15 protein-coding genes are annotated in these 19068 nt (G+C 66.4%); 10 read left to right on the plus strand and 5 right to left on the minus strand.

Going from position 1 to position 19068, the window contains the following annotated elements:
* Window positions 1–2 precede the first annotated feature (2 nt).
* On the minus strand, window positions 3–2054 hold the full coding sequence (gene ligA / locus DES47_RS05350) for an NAD-dependent DNA ligase LigA (RefSeq protein WP_243748164.1): 2052 nt from the start codon (window positions 2052–2054) through the stop codon (window positions 3–5).
* Between the two features lie 106 nt (window positions 2055–2160).
* Window positions 2161–2967 carry a phytanoyl-CoA dioxygenase family protein gene (locus tag DES47_RS05355; RefSeq protein ID WP_133699584.1) on the minus strand — a complete coding sequence of 269 codons (807 nt, stop codon included), beginning with the start codon at window positions 2965–2967 and terminating at the stop codon, window positions 2161–2163.
* 162 nt (window positions 2968–3129) lie between these two features.
* On the opposite strand from DES47_RS05355, the gene DES47_RS05360 reads away from it, so the two are divergent.
* Window positions 3130–4335: a multidrug effflux MFS transporter gene (locus DES47_RS05360; protein ID WP_425057406.1), complete on the plus strand. Its 1206-nt coding sequence runs from the start codon at window positions 3130–3132 to the stop codon at window positions 4333–4335.
* Here DES47_RS05360 and DES47_RS05365 read toward each other — a convergent pair.
* The gene (locus DES47_RS05365; RefSeq protein ID WP_133699586.1) at window positions 4332–5243 is read right to left on the minus strand and encodes a LysR family transcriptional regulator; all 912 of its coding nucleotides are present in this window, start codon (window positions 5241–5243) and stop codon (window positions 4332–4334) included. The genes DES47_RS05360 and DES47_RS05365 overlap by 4 nt on opposite strands.
* Before the next feature lie 104 nt (window positions 5244–5347).
* Here DES47_RS05365 and DES47_RS05370 point away from each other — a divergent pair, with 104 nt between their 5' ends.
* Window positions 5348–6109 (plus strand): SDR family NAD(P)-dependent oxidoreductase, encoded by a 762-nt coding sequence (locus DES47_RS05370; RefSeq protein ID WP_133699587.1) that lies wholly within the window; start codon window positions 5348–5350, stop codon window positions 6107–6109.
* Here DES47_RS05370 and DES47_RS05375 read toward each other — a convergent pair whose 3' ends face one another.
* Both DES47_RS05375 and smc read right to left on the minus strand, forming a co-directional pair.
* Window positions 6110–7171, minus strand: a complete 1062-nt coding sequence (locus tag DES47_RS05375; protein WP_133699588.1) for a cell division protein ZipA C-terminal FtsZ-binding domain-containing protein — start codon at window positions 7169–7171, stop codon at window positions 6110–6112. It abuts the gene before it with no gap.
* A 31-nt stretch (window positions 7172–7202) separates the two neighbouring features.
* Entirely contained in the window at window positions 7203–10718 is a 3516-nt protein-coding gene (gene smc, locus DES47_RS05380; RefSeq protein WP_133699589.1) for a chromosome segregation protein SMC, read from the minus strand.
* A 175-nt stretch (window positions 10719–10893) separates the two neighbouring features.
* Between smc and queF the strand changes: the two genes are divergently transcribed.
* The 8 genes from queF to DES47_RS05420 are packed head-to-tail and all read left to right on the plus strand — an operon-like array spanning window position 10894 to window position 19038.
* Window positions 10894–11325, plus strand: a complete 432-nt coding sequence (gene queF / locus DES47_RS05385; RefSeq protein ID WP_425057407.1) for a preQ(1) synthase — start codon at window positions 10894–10896, stop codon at window positions 11323–11325.
* A 7-nt stretch (window positions 11326–11332) separates the two neighbouring features.
* Window positions 11333–11758 carry an SET domain-containing protein gene (locus tag DES47_RS05390; protein ID WP_243748165.1) on the plus strand — a complete coding sequence of 142 codons (426 nt, stop codon included), beginning with the start codon at window positions 11333–11335 and terminating at the stop codon, window positions 11756–11758.
* Window positions 11759–11778: 20 nt separating this feature from the next.
* Entirely contained in the window at window positions 11779–12999 is a 1221-nt protein-coding gene (gene dapC / locus DES47_RS05395; protein WP_133699592.1) for a succinyldiaminopimelate transaminase, read from the plus strand.
* Window positions 13000–13039: 40 nt separating this feature from the next.
* Window positions 13040–13861 carry a 2,3,4,5-tetrahydropyridine-2,6-dicarboxylate N-succinyltransferase gene (gene dapD, locus DES47_RS05400; RefSeq protein ID WP_133699593.1) on the plus strand — a complete coding sequence of 274 codons (822 nt, stop codon included), beginning with the start codon at window positions 13040–13042 and terminating at the stop codon, window positions 13859–13861.
* Between the two features lie 26 nt (window positions 13862–13887).
* The gene (locus tag DES47_RS05405; RefSeq protein ID WP_133699594.1) at window positions 13888–15069 is read left to right on the plus strand and encodes a PilT/PilU family type 4a pilus ATPase; all 1182 of its coding nucleotides are present in this window, start codon (window positions 13888–13890) and stop codon (window positions 15067–15069) included.
* A 5-nt stretch (window positions 15070–15074) separates the two neighbouring features.
* Window positions 15075–16223, plus strand: a complete 1149-nt coding sequence (dapE, locus tag DES47_RS05410; RefSeq protein ID WP_133699595.1) for a succinyl-diaminopimelate desuccinylase — start codon at window positions 15075–15077, stop codon at window positions 16221–16223.
* Complete coding sequence (gene prmB / locus DES47_RS05415; RefSeq protein ID WP_133699596.1) at window positions 16217–17086, plus strand: 50S ribosomal protein L3 N(5)-glutamine methyltransferase; 870 nt, start codon at window positions 16217–16219, stop codon at window positions 17084–17086. Before dapE ends, prmB begins: the two co-directional genes overlap by 7 nt.
* Window positions 17083–19038 (plus strand): ATP-binding cassette domain-containing protein, encoded by a 1956-nt coding sequence (locus DES47_RS05420; RefSeq protein ID WP_133699597.1) that lies wholly within the window; start codon window positions 17083–17085, stop codon window positions 19036–19038. Before prmB ends, DES47_RS05420 begins: the two co-directional genes overlap by 4 nt.
* Window positions 19039–19068 lie beyond the last annotated feature (30 nt).

The raw sequence follows: 19068 nt of genomic DNA on the forward strand, positions 1-19068 counted from the left end.
CTTCAGGTGGGCGGCTGCTCCAGCAAGGCCAGCAGCCCAGCCTCGTCCAGCACCACCAGGCCCAGCTCGCGGGCCTTGTCGAGCTTGGAGCCGGCCTCGTCGCCGGCGACGACGTAGTGGGTCTTCTTCGACACCGAGCCGCTGACCTTGCCGCCGGCGGCCTCTATCATGTCCTTGGCCGCATCGCGGCTCAGGGTCGGCAGCGTGCCGGTCAGCACCAGCGTCTTGCCCAGCAGAGGGCGCGGGCCTTGCTCGCCGGCGCCGTCGCCCTCCTCCCAGCTCAGGCCGGCCGCGCGCAGCTGCTCGACGACCTCGCGGTTGTGCGGCTGCTGGAAGAACTGGTGGATGCTTTGCGCGACGATGGGACCGACGTCGCGCACCTCCAGCAGCTGCTCGACGCTGGCGTCCATGATGCGGTCCATGCTGCCGAAATGCCGCGCCAGATCCTTGGCCGTCGCCTCGCCGATCTGGCGTATGCCCAGACCGAACAGAAAGCGCGCCAGCGTCGTGTTCTTGCTCTTCTCCAGCGCATCGACGATGTTCTGCGCGCTCTTCTCGGCCATGCGGTCAAGCGCCGCCAGCTTGGCCACGCCCAGCTTGTACAGGCCCGGCAGGCTGGTGACGATGCCTGCATCGACCAACTGATCGACCAGCTTGTCGCCCAGGCCCTCGATGTCCAGCGCACGGCGACCGGCGAAATGCAGCATCGCCTGCTTGCGCTGGGCCGGGCAGAACAGGCCGCCGGTGCAGCGGTGATCGATGCCGCCCCGCTCCCGGGCCACGGCACTGGCGCAGATCGGACAGGCCTTGGGCATGCGGAAGTTGGGCACATAGCTCGGGCGCACACCCGGAACCACGCCGACGATCTCCGGAATCACATCACCGGCGCGGCGCACGATCACCTGATCGCCGACGCGCACCTTCTTGCGGCGTAGCTCGAACAGATTGTGCAGCGTCGCATTGCTGACCGTCGTGCCGCCGACGAACACCGGCTCCAGCTTGGCCACCGGCGTAAGCTTGCCGGTGCGGCCGACCTGGATGTCGATGCCGTTCAGGCGCGTGACCTGCTCCTGGGCCGGGTACTTGTGCGCCACCGCCCAGCGCGGCTCGCGCGTCACAAAGCCCAGCTGGCGCTGCAGCTCCAGGCTGTTGACCTTGTAGACGATGCCGTCGATGTCGAAGGGCAGTTGGTCGCGCTTGGCGCCCATCGCCTGGTGAAAGGAGACCAGGCCCTCGGCGCCCTGCACGACGGCGCGATCGGCACAGACCGGCAGGCCGAAGGTTTGCAGCGCATCGAGCATCGCGCTGTGGGTGGCCGGCACGTCCCAGCCCTGCACCTCGCCCAGGCCGTAGGCGAAGAAGCTCAGCGGCCGCTGTGCGGCCAGTGCCGGGTCGAGCTGGCGGATGGCGCCGGCAGCGGTATTACGCGGGTTGACAAAGGTCTTCTCGTTGGCCGCCAGCTGGCGCTCGTTCAGCGCCTCGAAGTCATCGCGGCGCATATAGACCTCGCCGCGCACCTCCAGCACCGGCGCCGTGCAGCCACTGAGGCGCAGCGGTATCTGGCCTATGGTGCGCACATTCTGCGTCACGTCCTCGCCGGTCTCGCCGTCGCCCCGCGTGGCCGCCTGCACGAGCAGGCCCCGCTCGTAGCGCAGATTCATCGCCAGGCCGTCGAACTTCAGCTCGGCGGCGTATTCGACCGGCGGCGCGTCCGCCCCCAGCTTCAGCTCCCGGCGTACCCGCTCATCGAAACTGCGCGCGCCACTGGCCTCGGTATCGGTCTCGGTGCGTATGCTCAGCATGGCCACCGCATGGCGCACCGGCGTGAAGCCGTCCAGCACCTTGCCGATGACCCGCTGCGTCGGTGAGTCGGGCGTCAGCAGCTCCGGGTGTGCGGCCTCGATGGCCTGCAGCTCCTGGAACAGCTTGTCGTACTCGGCATCGGGCAGTTCCGGAGCGTCCTGGACGTAGTACAGCTGAGCGTGGCGATGGATCTGCTCGCGCAGCGCTGCGGCGCGGGCGGCGGCGATTTCTGGATTTTCGGTCTGGCTCATGGGCATCATTGTGCCCACACAGCGGCACCCGGCCGCACGGCTTCGCCGGCATGGAGATGCCATGGTGGAGGCGCGTCCTGCCTGCCGGCGCACCGCCGGCGATCGATCAAGGCCACAGCACCGGGAACAGGGGGTGATCCATAGGCGCCCCCTCCGGCAGCTGATCGGTCAGTCCTGGGAAATCCGGAGACGTCTTCCAGCGGCGGGGTGCGTGCCGCATATCGTCGCCCAGCATGCGCACCGAGAAGGCCCGCCGCCTTCTGCCGGGCTCAAGCCCCGCCGAAGCATGCAAGGTCAGCATATTGAAGGCCAGGGCATCGCCGGGCTCCATGGCCCAGCCGAGGATGTCGTAGGCCGCGCGATCGGCCTCGATATCGGGCAGATCGGCGAGGCTGCCCTCGGGAAACCATCTGGCCTCGTTGCTCATGAAGGTTCGCGGCATCAGCCACGGCCCCCGGTGCGAGCCCGCGACGAACTCAAGCGTGGAGGCGCGCGACACCGGATCCACCGGAATCCAGAAGCTGACGTTCTGGCTGCCCTCGACGTTGTAATAGGGCTGGTCCTGGTGCCAGGGCGTGCGCTGCTGCGTGCCTGATTCCTTGGTCAGCATATGGTCGTGATAGAGGCGAATCGTCCTGCTGCCGGTCAGCTGCGCGGCCAGGGCGGCCAGCGCCGACTGGGTGATGACTTCCCGATAAGCGGCGTTCTCCTGCCAGTTGCAAAAGTCCTCGATGAAGAAGCCGGGATCGTCGGGCCGGCTGGCCACCTTGGCGCGAGGGCTCGGCGTGGCCAGGTTGGCGTCTATGCCTTCGCGCAGGCGGTCAACCTCGGTGGGCTTGAGCACGCCGCGCAGGCAAACGACCCCATGGCGCTCGTACTCTTCTCTCAGCTGCTCGATGGCAGTTGCATGCATGACTCGAATCTCCTGGAAGGGCCGCGAGGGCTAGCGTGACAGAACCTGTCAAGTAGCCGCCATCATATGAAAGCCGCTGAACGCGCGTCCGAAGCCGGTCGCCCGCCCGGTTCATGCTGCGGGCGGCAAGCATCCTTCGGCCCGCTCTGGGACAATTGCTTGATGACCTCACGCTTCTTCAAGATAGCCCTCGTGCTGGGCCTGCTCTCGGCCATCGGCCCGTTTGCCATCGATATGTACCTGCCCGCCCTGCCCGCCATCGGCGCGAGCCTGGGCGCCAACAGCAGCGGTGTGCAGATGAGCCTGACCGCCTTCTTCCTCTCGCTGGGCCTGGGCCAGCTGCTCTACGGCCCGGTATCGGACATGGTGGGGCGCAAGCCGCCGCTGTATTTCGGCCTGGGCCTGTTCGCGTTGACCAGCGTTGGCTGCGCGTTGGCCACCGATATCGACACCTTGATCGTCCTGCGCCTGCTGCAGGGTCTGGGCGCGGCCGCCGGCATGGCAATACCGCGCGCCATCGTGCGCGATCTGCACACTGGCACCGAGGCGACCAAGCTGATGTCGCTGCTGATGCTGGTGTTCAGCGTCTCGCCCATCCTTGCGCCCTTGGCCGGCAGCGCGGTGATCGCGCTGAGCAGCTGGCGTGGCGTGTTCTGGGCCGTGACGATCGCGGCGCTGATCGGCCTGGTGCTGACCGGCTCGGTGCTGAAGGAAACCCGGCCGCCCGCGGCGCGGCTGGAAAGCAGCCTGGGCAGCGCACTGCGCGGCTATGCGCTGCTGCTGCGCGACCGGCACTATCTGGGCCTGGTCTTCATCGGCAGCTTTGCGATGGGCGGCTTCTTCATCTATCTGGCCAATTCGCCCTTTGTGCTGATCGACCACTACGGCCTGACGCCCACGCAGTACAGCCTGGCCTTCGCGTTGAATGCCGCAGCCTTCATCGGCATGTCGCAGTTCACCGGCCGCCTCAGCGAGCGTTTCGGCCTGGTGCCGGTGGTCAAGGTGGCGGCCATCGCCAGTGCCGTGCCGCTGGTGCTGCTGCTCGGCTACTACCTGGCCGGCGGCGACGAGTTGGCGGTGTTGATAGGCCTGTATTTCGTCGCCAGTGCCTTCATGGGCCTGGTGATACCGAGCACCTCGGTGCTGGCGCTGGAGGACCATGGCGCCATCGCCGGCACGGCCTCGGCTCTGCTGGGCACACTGCAGATGCTGACCGGCGCGGTGCTGATGGCCGTGAGCGGCCCCTTCATCGGCAACAAGCCACTACCCATGGTGGTGGGCATGGCCGGCGGTGCCTTCATCGCGCTGGCGCTGACCTGGCTGACCCTGGGTGGCCAGCGGGCGCCCCGGCTGGCGCAGGCTGGCTAACCGTCAATCCGTGCGTCGGCTACGACCGCGGCCAGCCAGTCCATCACCACCCGCACCCGCCGGGACAGATTGCGCCGGTTGGCATAGAGCAGGTTCAGCGGCATGGCCGGTGCCGAGAACTGAGGCAGCACCTCGACCAGCCTGCCATCGCGCAGCGGGTCGGCCGCGCCAATCCAGGGCACCTGGATGATGCCCAGGCCCGCCAGGCAGGCTGCGGAGTAGGACTCGGCGTTGTTGACGGTCACCGCGCCTGCCATGGCGATGCTTTGCGGCGCGCCGGCCTCATCGACGTATTCGAAGCCTCCCGACTTGGCGCCCAGCGTGCCGACGAAGTGGACCAACCGGTGCCGGGCCAGGTCGTCCAGCGTCTGTGGCACGCCGAAGGCCTGCAGATAGGCGGGGCTGGCACAGTTCAGCAGGCGTACAGCACCCAGCGGCCGGGCGATCAGGCTGGTGTCCACCACGTTGCCGGTACGCAGCACGCAATCAAAACCCTCGCGCACCAGGTCCACCCGGCGCTCGGTGCTGCTCAGCTCGACGGCCAGCAGCGGATGCTGTGCCAGCAGCTCGGGCAGGCGGGGAATGACGATGTGGCGCGCAAAGCCGCTGCTCATGTCCAGCCTTACTCGGCCCGTCAGCCCGGTGGCGCCATGCTGCTGGAACATCGCCTGCAGCTCGTCCATATCGGCCAGCACGTCCTTGCTGCGTTCATAGAAGGCCTGGCCATCCTGCGTCAGCTGCACGCGCCGGGTCGTGCGGTGCAGCAGGCGCGCACCCAGCTGGCTTTCGAGCTGCTGGACGGCGGTTGACGCGCTGGCCTTGGGCAGACCCAGGCTGGCCGCTGCCTGGCTGAAGCTGGCCAACTCGGCCACGCGATGGAAGATCTGTATGCGTTCGAGTGGGCTCATTGTTCTGGCATTTAAGAACAAACAAATCAGAATCAGCTAGTTTATGTGAAACGGCTTGCTCAATAGACTTCTCTTCATCGCAACCCACCCTGAAAGTGCAAGTCATGAACCAAGCACCCATCACCCTCGTCACCGGCGGCAGCCGCGGCCTGGGCAAGAACACCGCCCTGCATCTGGCCCGCCAAGGCAGCGACGTGATCCTGACCTACCGCAGCGCCCGTGCCGAGGCTGACGCCGTCGTCGCTGAAATCGAAGGCCTGGGCCGCCGCGCCGTGGCGTTGCAACTCGATGTGGCCAAAAGCGCCGGCTTCGGCGACTTTGCTGCGCAGGTGCGTCAGCAACTGGCCACCGTCTGGCAGCGCGAGAGCTTCGATGCGCTGGTCAACAACGCCGGCGCCGGCGCCCATGCCAGCCTGATGGAAACGACCGAGGCCCAGTTCGACGACATGGTCAACATCCACCTGAAAGGCGTGTTCTTCCTGACGCAACAGCTGCTGCCGCTGCTGGCCGACGGCGGCCGCATCGTCAATATCTCCAGCGGCCTGACCCGCTTCGCCCTGCCCGGCTATGGCGCCTATGCGGCGATGAAGGGCGCGATCGAGGTGCTGAGCAAATACATGGCCAAGGAGCTGGGCGCGCGCGGCATTGCCGTCAACGTGGTGGCGCCCGGTGCCATAGCGACCGATTTCGGCGGCGGCGCCGTGCGTGACAACGCGCAGCTGAACCAGTTCGTCGCCTCGCAGACGGCGCTGGGCCGAGTCGGCCTGCCGGACGATATCGGCGGCGTGATCGCCTCGCTGCTGGCGCCGGCCAACCGCTGGATCAATGCCCAGCGCATTGAGGCCTCGGGCGGTATGTTCTTGTGATCAGCTGAACAGCCGGCGCGCGGCCAGGGTGCCGGCCGCCAGGTCGCGGGAGGCCAGCGCGTGGTACAGCACGCCCAGTTCCTGACCGATGCTGGCGAAGGCATGCAGATTGACCGGCTGGGCGCGGTCGTCGGTGACTTCGGCGCCGATGTCCGCGCCGATCGAGCGCGCCGCATGCTGCCAGGCGGCGAACGGCTCGGCGGCCTCGGGCGTCTGCGGCACGTCCAGGCTCAGGCTCAGCTCGCGTACCGAGCTCTGCTGCGGGTCTTCGGCCAGCGCGGCCTGGGCGTCGAAGCTCAGCACCAGCAGCGGCGGCGCGCCCTCTTCCTCGGAAGCCATCACCAGTCGGCCGGGCACGGCGCCTGGCACAAAGCCGTGGCGCGCCGCCATCTGCTGCACATAGCCCACCGTCCAGGCCGCACCTCGCGAACGCAGCACGACGGCCAGCTGGGCGTCATGTTCGCTGGCGAACTGGTCGAGCTCGCGGGCGCGGCCGACCACGTCGGCCATATCCGGGAATTGGGCGAAGGCGCCCAGCCCCTCGGCAAAGCCCTCGACCTTCTGCACGAACTCCGAGTACTCGATCTGGTTCAGCGCGCCATTGCGGTTGGCCAGTTGCACGCCGGCCTGGAACTCGCCGTAATGCTGGCCAGGCGCGGGCAGTTCCCACTCGCCGGTGACGGTGTTCAGCCCCTCGATGTGAAAGGGCTTGGTGCCGGCGCGGCGGGTCGGCGGGTAGTGGGCCAGGGCGACCTCGCCGCTGAGCGGTGCGTCCAGGGTCAAGGTGGCGATGGCGTCGATCAGCGCGTCCAGCCGCTGCGAGGGCTTGCGCGCCACCGGTTTCAGTGCGACACGGCTGTTGTCGTCCTGCTCCAGGCTGGGCTCCAGCGCCGCGGCCTCGGCCGAGCTGGCGGCTTCGCCGAGGCTGGGCTCACGCATCTGCGGCTCGAGCTGCTCATCGGCACGGCGCGGGCCGGCCTTGCGCGCCGTCCAGGCGCCATGGGCGATCACGGCGGCGAGTACCAGGCCTCCCAATATGGCCAGGGCTATCGTCAAGGTCATCTAGCCATCCTCTTTTCTGTGTAGTTGTGGCTCATGCCGCCTCGGCCAGCGACAGCGCAGCGTCCATATCGACGGCCACGATGCGCGACACGCCCTGCTCCTGCATCGTCACGCCGATCAGCTGCTTGGCCATTTCCATCGCAATCTTGTTGTGCGAGATGAACAGGAACTGCGTGCTCTCGCTCATCTGCGACACCAGCTTCGCATAGCGCTCGGTGTTGGCATCGTCCAGCGGCGCGTCGACCTCGTCCAGCAGGCAGAACGGCGCCGGGTTCAGCTGGAAGATCGCAAACACCAGCGCAATCGCCGTCAGCGCCTTCTCGCCACCGGACAGCAGGTGGATGGAACTGTTCTTCTTGCCCGGCGGCTGGGCGATCACCTGCACGCCGGCATCCAGGATCTCGTCACCGGTCATCTGCAGCCGGGCGTTGCCGCCGCCGAACAGTATCGGGAACATGCGGCCGAAATGCTCGTTGACCTGGCGGAAGGTATTCCCAAGCAGATCGCGGGTTTCGAGGTCGATCTTGTGGATCGCGTCTTCCAGCGTCTTCATCGCATCGGTCAGGTCGGCCGTCTGCGAATCGAGGAAATGCTTGCGCTCGCGCGCTGCGGTCAGCTCGTCGAGCGCGGCCAGATTGACAGCGCCCAGGGCCGCGATCTCGCGGTTGATGCGGTCGATCTCGCCCTGCAGTCCGTAGAGCTTGACGCTGCCTTCTTCGATCGACTTGGCCAGCGCTTCAAGATCGACCTCGGCCGCCGTCAGCTGCTCCATGTACTGCGCACCACCGAGCTGGGCCGCCTGCTCTTCCAGCTGCAGCTTTGTGATGCTCGCGCGCAGCGGCTCCAGGCTGCGCTCGAATTCCATGCGCTGCTCGTCGGCCCGCTTCAGGCGCAGGGTCAGGTCGTCATAGCTGCTGCGTGTGGCGGCCAGGGCCGTTTCGCGGTCGAGCTTCACGGCCAGCGCATCCTGCAGACCGGCCTGGGCGGCGGCGTCGTTGAGCGTCGTCAGCTCCTGCTGCAAGGCTTCCGCCGTCTGTGCATTGGTGGCCATCTGCTGGGCCGCGGTCTCCAGCGCGCGCTGCAGCTCACCCCGGCGCGCTGCCAGGGCACGGGCGCTGAACTGCGCCTCCTGCGCCTTGCGCTCCAGCGCGCGTTGCTGCTCGCGGGCGTCTGTCAGGCGACGCTCGGCGGCGATCACCGCATCTTCCAGCTCGGCGTGGCGCTCCTGCGTATTGCCCAGCTGGATGTCCAGCTCTTCGAAGCGGCCCTCGCCGGTGGCGCGGCGCTCGGCCAGGCCTTCCGCCTGCGCGTCGATCTCGAACAACTCGTCTTCGAGCTGCTTGCGGCGCGTGCTGGAGGCCTCGGCCTGTTGTGTCAGCCGCAGCAGCTCGACCTGCAGCTGGTGCGCGCGGGTCTGCACCTCGGTGGCCTCGCGGCGCACGCCGACCAGGCGTTGCGAGGCCTCGGTGTAAGCGGCCTCGGCGCGTATCAGCGCGCTCTTGGCATCCTCCGCGATGAAGGATTGAGCCCTCACCTCACGCTCCAGATTCTCGATCTCCTGCGCCCTGGCCAGGAGGCCTGCCTGCTCGGAATCGGGCGCGTAGAAGCTGACGGCGAACTGGCTCACCGCATGGCCTTCGCGGGTCATGATGACCTCGCCATGGGTCAGCCTGGCGCGGTTGGCCAGCGCCTCGTCGATGTGGGCGGCGGTGTAGACACCCTCCAGCCAATCGTTCATCAGCGCCTTCAAGCCCGCATCATTCAGGCGCAGCAGGTCACTGAGCTTGGACAGCGTCTCGTGCGTATTGGCAATCGCGGCCTCGGGCGCCGTGTAGAAGGCGAAGCGGGCCGGCGGCGCGTCGGCGGCGAAGGCGCGCACCGTTTCCAGTCGGCCCACGGCCAGCGCGCCCATCCGTTCGCGCAGCGCCGCCTCGAGCGCGTTCTCCCAGCCGGTCTCGATGTGCAGCTTGGTCCACAGACCTTGCAGGCCGTCCAGCCCATGCTTGGCGAGCCAGGGCTTGAGCTTGCCCTCGGTCTGGACCTTTTCCTGCAGCGCGCGCAGCGCTTCGAGACGTGCGGACAGGTCGGATTGCCGGGCCAGCTGCGTGTTGGCGTCGGCCTGCTTGGCCTTGCGCGCCTCGTCCAGCGCCGGCACTTCCTCGGTCAGCTCGTGCAGGCGGGCGTCGGCCATTTCCTGCGCTTCGCTGGCGGCTGCGGTCTGCTGTTGCAGATCCTGCAGCTTGGCGGTGTCAGGTGTTGCCAGGCCCTGGCGCTCGGTGGCCAGGCGCTCGCGGCGGCCGCGCAGCTGGCGTGATTGCTCGTCGATATTGCGGCTGTCGGCGGCCAAGACCTGGATCTGCTGCTGCACCTGGGTGACCAGCGTGCGCTGCTCATTGGCCTTGGCCTGCGCTGCGCGCACCGCGTCTTCCTGATTTGGCAGGTTCATCGCCTGCTCTTCGGCCTGGGCGGCCATGATCTCGCTCTGCTCCTCGGCCGTGGCGATCTGGATGGCGATGTTCTCCAGCTCCTCGTCGGCCTGAGCCTGGCGCTCTTCCCAGCTCTCGGTCTGGGTCTTCAGCTCGATCAGGCGCTGCTCGACGCGCTGGCGCCCTTCGACGACGTAGCGGATGCGCTCCTCCAGCCGGCTGACCTCCAGCGCGGCCTCGGCCATGCGGCCCTGGGCGGCGTGCAGTTCGTCGCCGGCGGCGTAATGGGCCTGGCGCACCGTCTCCAGCTCGGCCTCGACATGGCGCAGCTCGGCCAGCCGGGCCTCCAGCGCGATGGTGGCGTCGGACGCTTCCTTCTTCACCCGCTCCTGCTCGCCAGAGGCATCGCGGTGCTTCAGGAACCACAGCTGGTGCAGCTTCAGGGTGCCCGAGTCCTGCAAGCCGCGGTAGGTGGCGGCGACCTCGGCCTGCTTCTCCAGCTTGTCGAGGTTGTTGTTGAGCTCGCGCAGAATGTCTTCGACGCGGGTCAGGTTCTCGCGCGTGTCGCGCAGCCGGTTCTCGGTCTCGCGGCGGCGCTCCTTGTACTTCGAGACGCCGGCAGCCTCCTCGAGGAACATGCGCAGCTCTTCGGGCTTGCTCTCGATGATGCGGCTGATCGTGCCCTGGCCGATGATCGCGTAGGCGCGCGGGCCCAGGCCCGTACCCAGGAACACGTCCTGCACATCGCGGCGGCGCACCGGCTGGTTGTTGATGAAGTAGCTGCTGGTGCCGTCGCGGGTCAGCACGCGCTTCACGGCGATCTCGGTGAACTGGTTCCACTGGCCACCGGCGCGGGCATCTTCATTGCTGAACACCAGCTCGACGCTGGCGCGGCTGGCCGGCTTGCGCAGGCCCGAGCCATTGAAGATCACGTCCTGCATCGACTCGCCGCGCAGCTCGGACGCTTTCGACTCGCCCAGCACCCAGCGCACGGCATCCATGATGTTGGACTTGCCGCAGCCGTTCGGACCCACCACGCCGACCAGCTGCCCGGGCAGCTGGAAGTTGGTGGGCTCGGCAAAACTCTTGAAACCCGAAAGCTTGATCGAATTCAGACGCATGGACGCGAGTGCCTTGAAACCATCTAAGCCGTTGATTTTCCTGAAGAAAAGCGCCCGGACAAGGCGCTTTGAATGGCCTGGATGATACCATCGAGGTTTTGCACATCGGCGCCTGCGCCAGCATCACCTCATCATGGCCAAAACCCCGTCCAAAGCAGCTCCCAAGCAACGTGAGATGCCTCCGAACCCGCCCTCGCGTCCGAGCAAAGAGTTGCACGTGTTTCCGAATCCGGCGCCGGAACGCGACTACGTGATCCAGTTCCAGATCCCGGAGTTCACCTGCCACTGCCCGTTGACCGGCCAGCCCGACTTCGCCCACTTCACCATCGACATGATTGCCGACAAGCACTGCGTCGAGCTGAAGAGCCTGAAGATGTATATGTGGAGCTACCGCGACGAGGGCGCCTTCCATGAAAAGGTGACCAACACAATCATGGACGACATCATCAAGGCCACAAACCCGCGCTTCATCCGCATCACGGCCAAATGGTTTGTGCGCGGCGGCATCTACACCAATGTGGTGGTGGAACAGGCCAAGAAGGGCTGGAAGCCCGCACCGCGTGTCGATTTGCCGGTGCACGGAGCCGAATCCGGCCTGTTGCGGTAAACCGGTTTTGGCCCTTGCGTTCAGCCCCGCCCATCAACTCGTTGCCGTCAACGTGCGGCGCAGCCGCATCGACGGTTTTGGCGTGTTCGCCGACGAGCCGGTACCAGCCGGCACCAAGCTCGGCGAGCTGACCGGCGAGGCCATCACCGTGGCCGAGGCACGGCGCCGCGCCCAGGGGCTGAGCCGCATCATGCTGGTCGAGCTCTCCAGCAGCCGGGCGATCGACGCCAGCCGTTCATCCGACCCGATGCGCTTCACCAATCACTCCTGTTCGCCCAACGCACGCATCTCGGTGCAGGACGGGCAGGTCGAATTCTTTGCCCTGCGGGCGCTAGCCCCCGGTGACGAAATCACCGTCGGCTACGGCGCCACCCACCACGAAGGCCGATTGGCCTGCCGCTGTGCCCAGCCAGGCTGCTGTGGTTGGCTGTAGCTCTGGCTATGATCCCCGCTATGAACGCTCAGGCCCCTCACAACCCGCTGCTGGACAAGCTCCATCCCTACCCCTTCGAGCGCCTGCGCGCGCTGCAGAAAGGCGTCACGCCGAACCCGGCCTACACGCCCATCAGCCTGGGCATAGGCGAGCCCAAGCACCCGGCCCCGGCGCTGATCGAGCAGGCCCTGCTGGCCAATCTCAAAGGCCTGTCGGGCTATCCGGCCACCGCCGGTGATCCGGGCCTGCGCGCCTCCATCAGCGCCTGGCTGAAGCGCCGCTACGCGATTGACGTCGATGCCGCGACGCAGATCCTGCCAGTCAACGGCTCGCGCGAGGCACTGTTCGCGCTGGCGCAGACGGTGATCGATCCCACGCGCCCCGGTGCCACGGTCGTCTGCCCGAACCCGTTCTATCAAATCTACGAAGGCGCCGCGCTGCTGGCCGGCGCGCAGGTGGCCTTTGCCAACAGCGACCCCAAGCGCAACTTCGCGGCCAACTGGGCCGAGATTGACGAGGCCGCCTGGGCCAAGACCCAGCTGCTCTACGTCTGCTCGCCGGGCAACCCGACCGGCGCGGTGATGCCGCTGGAAGAGTGGCAGATGCTGTTCGAACTGAGCGACCGCCACGGCTTCATCATCGCCAGCGACGAGTGCTATTCGGAGATCTATTTCCGCGAAGAAGCGCCGCTCGGTGGGCTTGAAGCGGCCGTCAAGCTGGGCCGCAGCGACTTCCGCAATCTGATTGCCTTCACAAGTCTCTCGAAGCGCTCCAATGTGCCCGGCATGCGTTCGGGCTTTGTGGCCGGCGACGCCCAGGTGATCAAGCAGTTCCTGCTCTACCGCACCTACCACGGCAGCGCGATGAGCCCCATCGTGCAGGCGGCCAGCCTGGCGGCCTGGGACGACGAGGCCCATGTGGTGGCCAACCGCGAGCAGTACCGCGCCAAGTTCGGGCGCATCACGCCGATGCTCGCTGAGGTGCTCGACGTCGCCCTGCCCGACGCAGGGTTTTATCTGTGGTGCGGCGTGCCCGGGGGCGATGACGTCGCGTTCGCGCTTCAGCTGCTGGCTCAATACAATGTCACCGTGCTGCCCGGCAGCCTGTTGGCGCGCGAAGCCCATGGCGTGAACCCGGGCGCGGGCCGTGTGCGCCTGGCCCTGGTGGCCGAGCAGGCCGAATGCCTGGAGGCGGCGCAACGCATCGTCGCATTCGCCGCTGAATACAAACGCGGTCTCTGACCCACCGATTCCTTCTCTTTCCTCTGCGAGTTTCTCCACCATGACACAACAGCTGCAAGACATCATCAACCTCGCCTGGGAAGGCCGTGCCCAGATCAGTGCCGCCTCCGCACCCGAAGTGGCCGAGGCCGTCGAGCATGTGATCGCCGACCTGAACGCCGGCCGCATCCGCGTGGCCGAGCGCCAGGGCGTGGGCCAGTGGACGGTCAACGAGTGGGTCAAGAAGGCCGTGCTGCTGAGCTTCCGCCTGAAGGACAACCAGCTGATGCGTGCCGGCGACCTGGGCTTCTTCGACAAGGTGCAGACCAAGTTCGCCCACCTGAGCGAGCAGGAAATGCGCGAAACCGGCGTGCGCGTGGTGCCCCCGGCCGTTGCCCGCCGCGGCAGCTTCATTGGCAAGAACGTCGTGCTGATGCCCTCCTACGTCAACATCGGCGCCTATGTCGATGAAAACACCATGGTCGACACCTGGGCCACCGTCGGCTCCTGCGCGCAGATCGGCAAGAACGTGCACCTGTCCGGCGGCGTCGGCATCGGTGGCGTGCTGGAACCGCTGCAGGCCAGCCCGACCATCATCGAAGACAACTGCTTCGTCGGCGCCCGCTCCGAAGTCGTCGAGGGCGTGATCGTAGAAGAGAACTCGGTGATCTCGATGGGCGTGTACATCAGCCAGAGCACCAAGATCTATGACCGCGCCACCGGCGAGATCACCTACGGCCGCATCCCCTCGGGCTCGGTCGTCGTCAGCGGATCGCTGCCGAGCGCCGACGGCAGCCACAGCCTGTATTGCGCCGTGATCGTCAAGCGTGTCGATGCACAGACGCGCGCAAAGACCAGCATCAACGATCTGCTGCGCGCCTGATCGAGCGCAGCAAGGGAGGCATCGGTATGAGCGGAAACATGGAACGGATCCTGCGTCTGATGGCAGACAAGGGCGCGTCCGACGTCTATCTGTCCGCCAATATGCCGGTGCTGATTCGCATCAACGGCCAGGTGCTTCAGCTGTCCGACCAGTTGCTGACGCCGGCCCAGCCCAAGCAACTGATCGCCGAGGTGCTGACCGAGGCCGAGATTGCCGAACTGGAAAGCACAGGCGAGCTGAACCTGGCGGTGTCGGTCTCCAAGGTCGGCAGCTTTCGCCTTTCGGGCTTCAAGCAGCGAGGCAGCATCGCCGCGGTGTTCCGCCACATCCCGCACAACATTCCCTCTCTGGACAGCCTGAACCTGCCCGCCTCGCTGGGCAAGATGGTGCTGGAAAAGCGCGGCCTGATACTGATGGTGGGCGCGACAGGGACCGGCAAATCGACCACGCTGGCGGCGATGCTGGAGCAGCGCAACCAGAATATGTCGGGTCATATCCTGACCATCGAAGACCCGGTCGAGTACCTGTTCACCAACAAGCGCTCGGTCGTCAATCAGCGCGAGATCGGCCGCGACACCGCCTCGCTGCAGGTCGCGCTGCGCAATGCGCTGCGCCAGTCGCCCGACTGCATACTGATAGGCGAAATCCGCGATCGCGAGACGATGACGGCGGCCATTTCCTACTCGCTATCCGGCCACCTGGTGATGGCCACGATGCACGGCAACAACAGCTACCATGCGCTGAACCGCATACTGTCCTTCTATCCGACCGAGTCACGGGCGGCTCTGCTGAACGACCTCTCGGCCGGCCTGAAAGCGGTGATCTCGCAGCGCCTGGTGCGCGCCACGGCCGGCGGCCGGGTGCCCGTGGTCGAGGTGCTGCAGAACACCAAGCTGATCTCGGAGCTGATCGAACAGGGTGATTTCAGCGGCATCAAGGAGGCGATGACCAAGTCCATCGCCGAGGGTTCGCAGACCTTCGAAGAGCACTTCGCCCGCCTGATCACCGACGGCACCATCACCCGCGACGAGGGCCTGGCCTTTGCCGACTCTCCGACCAACCTGCTGTGGCGGTTGCAGAACGATGTGTCACCGACCAGCAAGCCGGCCGCAAAGAAGGAAGAAACCGCGACCGATGGCGCCAGCTTCACCGAAATCATGCTGGACGTGCGCACGGACAGCAGCCATATGCCTCTGTCACCCAATTGAACCCCATGTCCGACACGCTGAGTCTTGTTGAAGCGCTGCTGTCGCGCCCTTCCCTCACGCCGAATGACGCCGGCTGCCTGGACTTGATCGGCACACGCCTGGCAGCGGCCGGCTTCACGCTGGAGCGCATCGACAGCGGGCCGGACAACTTCCGCGTCAGCAATCTGTGGGCGATCAAGCAGGGTCGCTCAGCCGACGGCGCCGTGCTGGTGTTCGCCGGCCACACCGATGTCGTGCCCACCGGCGCGCTGACGGCCTGGTCCAGCGACCCCTTCGTGCCGACGCACCGCAATGGCCAGTTGTACGGCCGAGGTGCTGCCGACATGAAGACCTCGGTCGCGGCCATGGTCGTCGCCGCCGAGGAATTCGTCGCCGCCCATCCCGATCACCAGGGCAGCGTCGCCTTCCTGCTGACCAGCGACGAGGAAGGCCCGGCGCTGGACGGCACCGTCGTCGTCTGTCACAAACTGCGTGAACGCGGGCAGCGGCTGGACTACTGCATCGTCGGCGAACCGACCTCGGTCGATGTGCTTGGTGACATGATCAAGAACGGCCGGCGCGGGTCGCTGACGGCCAAGCTGACGGTCAAGGGCATACAGGGCCACGTGGCCTACCCGCATCTGGCCCGCAACCCGGTGCACCAGGGCGCAGCGGCCCTGGCCGAGCTGGCCGCCACGACCTGGGACGAGGGCAATAGCTACTTCCCGCCGACCACCTGGCAGATCTCCAATGTGCATGCCGGCACCGGCGTCGGCAATGTGATCCCGGGAGAGATGGTGGTGGATTTCAACTTCCGCTTTTCGACCGAGTCAACACCTGACAGCCTGAAACAGCGCGTCACTGCACTGCTGGATAAGCATGGCCTCGAGTACGAGCTGAGCTGGATTTTGGGCGGCGAACCGTTCCTGACACCGGTCGGCACCTTGAGCGAAGCGCTGAGCGGCGCCATTCAAGCCGAGACCGGCAAGACGCCGGTGCTGTCCACCACCGGCGGCACCTCGGACGGCCGCTTCATCGCCAAGATCTGCAAGCAGGTGGTCGAGTTCGGTCCGCGCAATGCCACCATTCACAAGATCGATGAACACGTGGAGGTGGCCGCGATCGAGCCGCTGAAGAATGTCTATCGACGCACGTTGGAAACCTTGATATCTTGAAACTGATTCACTGCATCGAGCTTCACTCCGCCCGCCTGACCCAGGCGGGCGTTTCGTTTGGCCATGGCACGTCCAATGCCTTTGACGAGGCCGCCTGGCTGGTGCTGTGGCGCCTCGGGCTGCCGCTGGATGAGTTGGATGATCATGCCGAGCGCGAACTTAGCGACGATGAGCAGGCGCAGATTGCCGCCTTGGTCGAGCAGCGCATCGCCACCCGAAAGCCTGCTGCCTACCTGACCCAGGAAGCCTGGCTGCAGGGCGTGCCCTTCTACGTCGACGAGCGGGCCATCGTGCCGCGCAGCTTCATCGCCGAGCTGATTGCCGAGGGCACCTTCGACGCCTGGCTGGGCGAAGACACCCGCAAGATTCTGGACCTGTGCACCGGCAACGGCAGCCTTGCCGTGCTGGCCGCGATGGCCTGGCCGGAGACCCAGGTCACCGGTGCAGACCTGTCCCCCGAGGCACTCGCCGTGGCACGCATCAATGTGGACCGGCATGCGTTGCAAGACCAGATCAGCCTGGTCGAGAGCGATGGTCTGAAGGCTGTGCCTGGTCCCTGGGACCTGATCCTGTGCAACCCGCCCTACGTCAATGCAGGCTCAATGGCCAAGCTGCCGGCTGAGTACCGGGCCGAGCCCGAGCTGGCGCTGGCTGGCGGTGCCGACGGCATGGACTTCGTGCGCCAGCTGCTGGCCGATGCGCCACGCTGCATGAGCGAACACGCCGTGCTGGTGCTGGAGATCGGCAATGAACGTGAATTTTTCGAGCAGGCCTTTCCGGGTTTGGATGTTGTTTGGTTGGAAACCAGCGCTGGCGATGACCAGGTCCTGCTGGTGACACGAGAGGCTTTGTTGCAGTCATGATTACTTTGAAGAACGTCACCCTGCGCCGCGGCACCAAGGTTGTGCTGGACGATGCCAGCGTGACCCTGCAGCCCGGCGAGAAGATCGGCCTGGTCGGGCGCAACGGCGCCGGCAAGTCAAGCCTGTTCGCGCTGCTGACCCACCGCCTGCAAAGCGACCTGGGCGACGCCGACATTCCGAAGCAATGGACCGTCGGCGAGGTCGCCCAATCGATGCCGGAAACCGAAGACTCGGCCACCGACTATGTGCTGCAAGGCGATGTGCGCCTGGCCGCCGCCGAGGCCGATCTGGTCGCGGCCGAGGCCAGCGGCGACGGTCATGCGATCGCCGAGGCGCATATGCACCTGACCGACGCCGGCAGCTTCGACGCCCGAGCCCGCGCGCAGGCGTTGCTGATGGGTCTGGGTTTCCGCGGCGAGCAGGTCGATGCGCCGGTGAACAGCTTTTCGGGTGGCTGGCGCATGCGCTTGCAGCTGGCCCGCGCGCTGATGTGCCCGGCCGATCTGATGCTGCTTGACGAGCCGACCAACCACTTGGACTTGGACGCCCTGGTCTGGCTGGAAGCCTGGCTGCAGCGCTACGAAGGCACGATGATCGTCATCAGCCACGACCGAGAATTCCTCGATGCGATCACCCGCGTCACGCTGCACCTCGATGAGGCCAAGCTGACCCGCTACACCGGCAACTACACGGCCTTCGAGATGATGCGCGCCGAGCGCATGGTCCAGGCACAGGCCTCCTACGAGAAGCAGCAGGAGCGCATGGCGCATCTGCAGAAGTTCATCGACCGCTTCAAGGCCAAGGCCAGCAAGGCCAAGCAGGCGCAGAGCCGCGTGAAGGCACTCGAGCGGATGGAAAAGCTGGGGCCGGTGCTGACGTCCGCCGACTTCGAATTCGAGTTCCGCGAGCCGCTGAGTCTGCCCAATCCGATGTTGACGCTGGATGACGTGGCCTGCGGGTACCAGACTGAAGGGCGTGACAACATCATCGTGCGCCATATCAGCCGCTCGGTGCTGGCCGGCCAGCGCATCGGCATCCTGGGCGCCAACGGCCAGGGCAAGTCCACGCTCGTGAAGACCGTCGCGCGTATGCAGAAGGCGCTGGGCGGCGAGATCACCGAGGGCAAGGGCCTGTCGATCGGCTACTTCGCCCAGCAGGAGCTGGACGTGCTGCGCCTGGAAGAAGGCCCGCTGCAGCACATGATCCGCCTGGCCAAGGAGGTCAGCCCCCAGGCCCGCGAGCAGGAGTTGCGCGACTTCCTCGGGCGCTTCCGCTTCATCGGCGACATGGTCAGCCAGGAGGTCGGCTCCTTGTCGGGCGGCGAGAAGGCCCGCCTGGTGCTGGCGATGCTGGTCTGGCAGCGCCCCAATCTCTTGCTATTGGATGAGCCCACCAACCACCTGGACTTGACGACCCGCGAAGCGCTGTCGATGGCGCTGAACGAGTTCGAGGGCACGGTGATGCTGGTCAGCCACGATCGCGCGCTCTTGCGCGAGGTCTGCGACGAGTTCTGGCTGGTGGCCGATGGCAAGGTCGAACCGTTCGATGGCGATCTGGACGACTACCAGAAGTGGCTGCTGGAGACATCGCGCGAGATGGCCCGTGCGCAGAAGGAAGCCGCACGCCCGGTGCGCGCCACCACCGACGGCGCCAAGTCCTCGAACGACAAGCATAGCGATCGCAAGGCCCAGGCCCAGGCGAAAAAGCGCCTGACCGAGGCCACCCGCCCGTTGCGCAAGGAGGTCGAGCGACTGGACCAGCAGATGGCCGCCCTGGCCACCGAGCGCAGCCAGCTCGAGGTCGCCCTGGCCTCCCGCGCGCTGACGCCGCCGCAGATGGCCGAGCGCGGCCGGAGGCTGAAGCAGGTCAACGAGGAGGTCGAGACCTTGGAGGCCCGCTGGCTGGAGCTGAACGAAGAAATCGAGGCGCTGACGACCGCCGCGGCGCTGTAACCAGCCCGGTCAGCGCGCCTCACGCGCGAG

The organism is Roseateles toxinivorans (assembly GCF_004362525.1).
Taxonomy (GTDB): domain Bacteria; phylum Pseudomonadota; class Gammaproteobacteria; order Burkholderiales; family Burkholderiaceae_C; genus Paucibacter; species Paucibacter toxinivorans.

Excerpts from the sequence above, each read along its gene's own strand:
- ligA (WP_243748164.1), bottom strand. The coding sequence starts at position 2,054 with ATGAGCCAGACCGAAAATCCAGAAATCGCCGCCGCCCGCGCCGCAGCG.
- DES47_RS05355 (WP_133699584.1), bottom strand. The coding sequence starts at position 2,967 with ATGCATGCAACTGCCATCGAGCAGCTGAGAGAAGAGTACGAGCGCCAT.
- DES47_RS05360 (WP_425057406.1), top strand. The coding sequence starts at position 3,130 with ATGACCTCACGCTTCTTCAAGATAGCCCTCGTGCTGGGCCTGCTCTCG.
- DES47_RS05365 (WP_133699586.1), bottom strand. The coding sequence starts at position 5,243 with ATGAGCCCACTCGAACGCATACAGATCTTCCATCGCGTGGCCGAGTTG.
- DES47_RS05370 (WP_133699587.1), top strand. The coding sequence starts at position 5,348 with ATGAACCAAGCACCCATCACCCTCGTCACCGGCGGCAGCCGCGGCCTG.
- DES47_RS05375 (WP_133699588.1), bottom strand. The coding sequence starts at position 7,171 with ATGACCTTGACGATAGCCCTGGCCATATTGGGAGGCCTGGTACTCGCC.
- smc (WP_133699589.1), bottom strand. The coding sequence starts at position 10,718 with ATGCGTCTGAATTCGATCAAGCTTTCGGGTTTCAAGAGTTTTGCCGAG.
- queF (WP_425057407.1), top strand. The coding sequence starts at position 10,894 with ATGCCTCCGAACCCGCCCTCGCGTCCGAGCAAAGAGTTGCACGTGTTT.
- dapC (WP_133699592.1), top strand. The coding sequence starts at position 11,779 with ATGAACGCTCAGGCCCCTCACAACCCGCTGCTGGACAAGCTCCATCCC.
- dapD (WP_133699593.1), top strand. The coding sequence starts at position 13,040 with ATGACACAACAGCTGCAAGACATCATCAACCTCGCCTGGGAAGGCCGT.
- DES47_RS05405 (WP_133699594.1), top strand. The coding sequence starts at position 13,888 with ATGAGCGGAAACATGGAACGGATCCTGCGTCTGATGGCAGACAAGGGC.
- dapE (WP_133699595.1), top strand. The coding sequence starts at position 15,075 with ATGTCCGACACGCTGAGTCTTGTTGAAGCGCTGCTGTCGCGCCCTTCC.
- DES47_RS05420 (WP_133699597.1), top strand. The coding sequence starts at position 17,083 with ATGATTACTTTGAAGAACGTCACCCTGCGCCGCGGCACCAAGGTTGTG.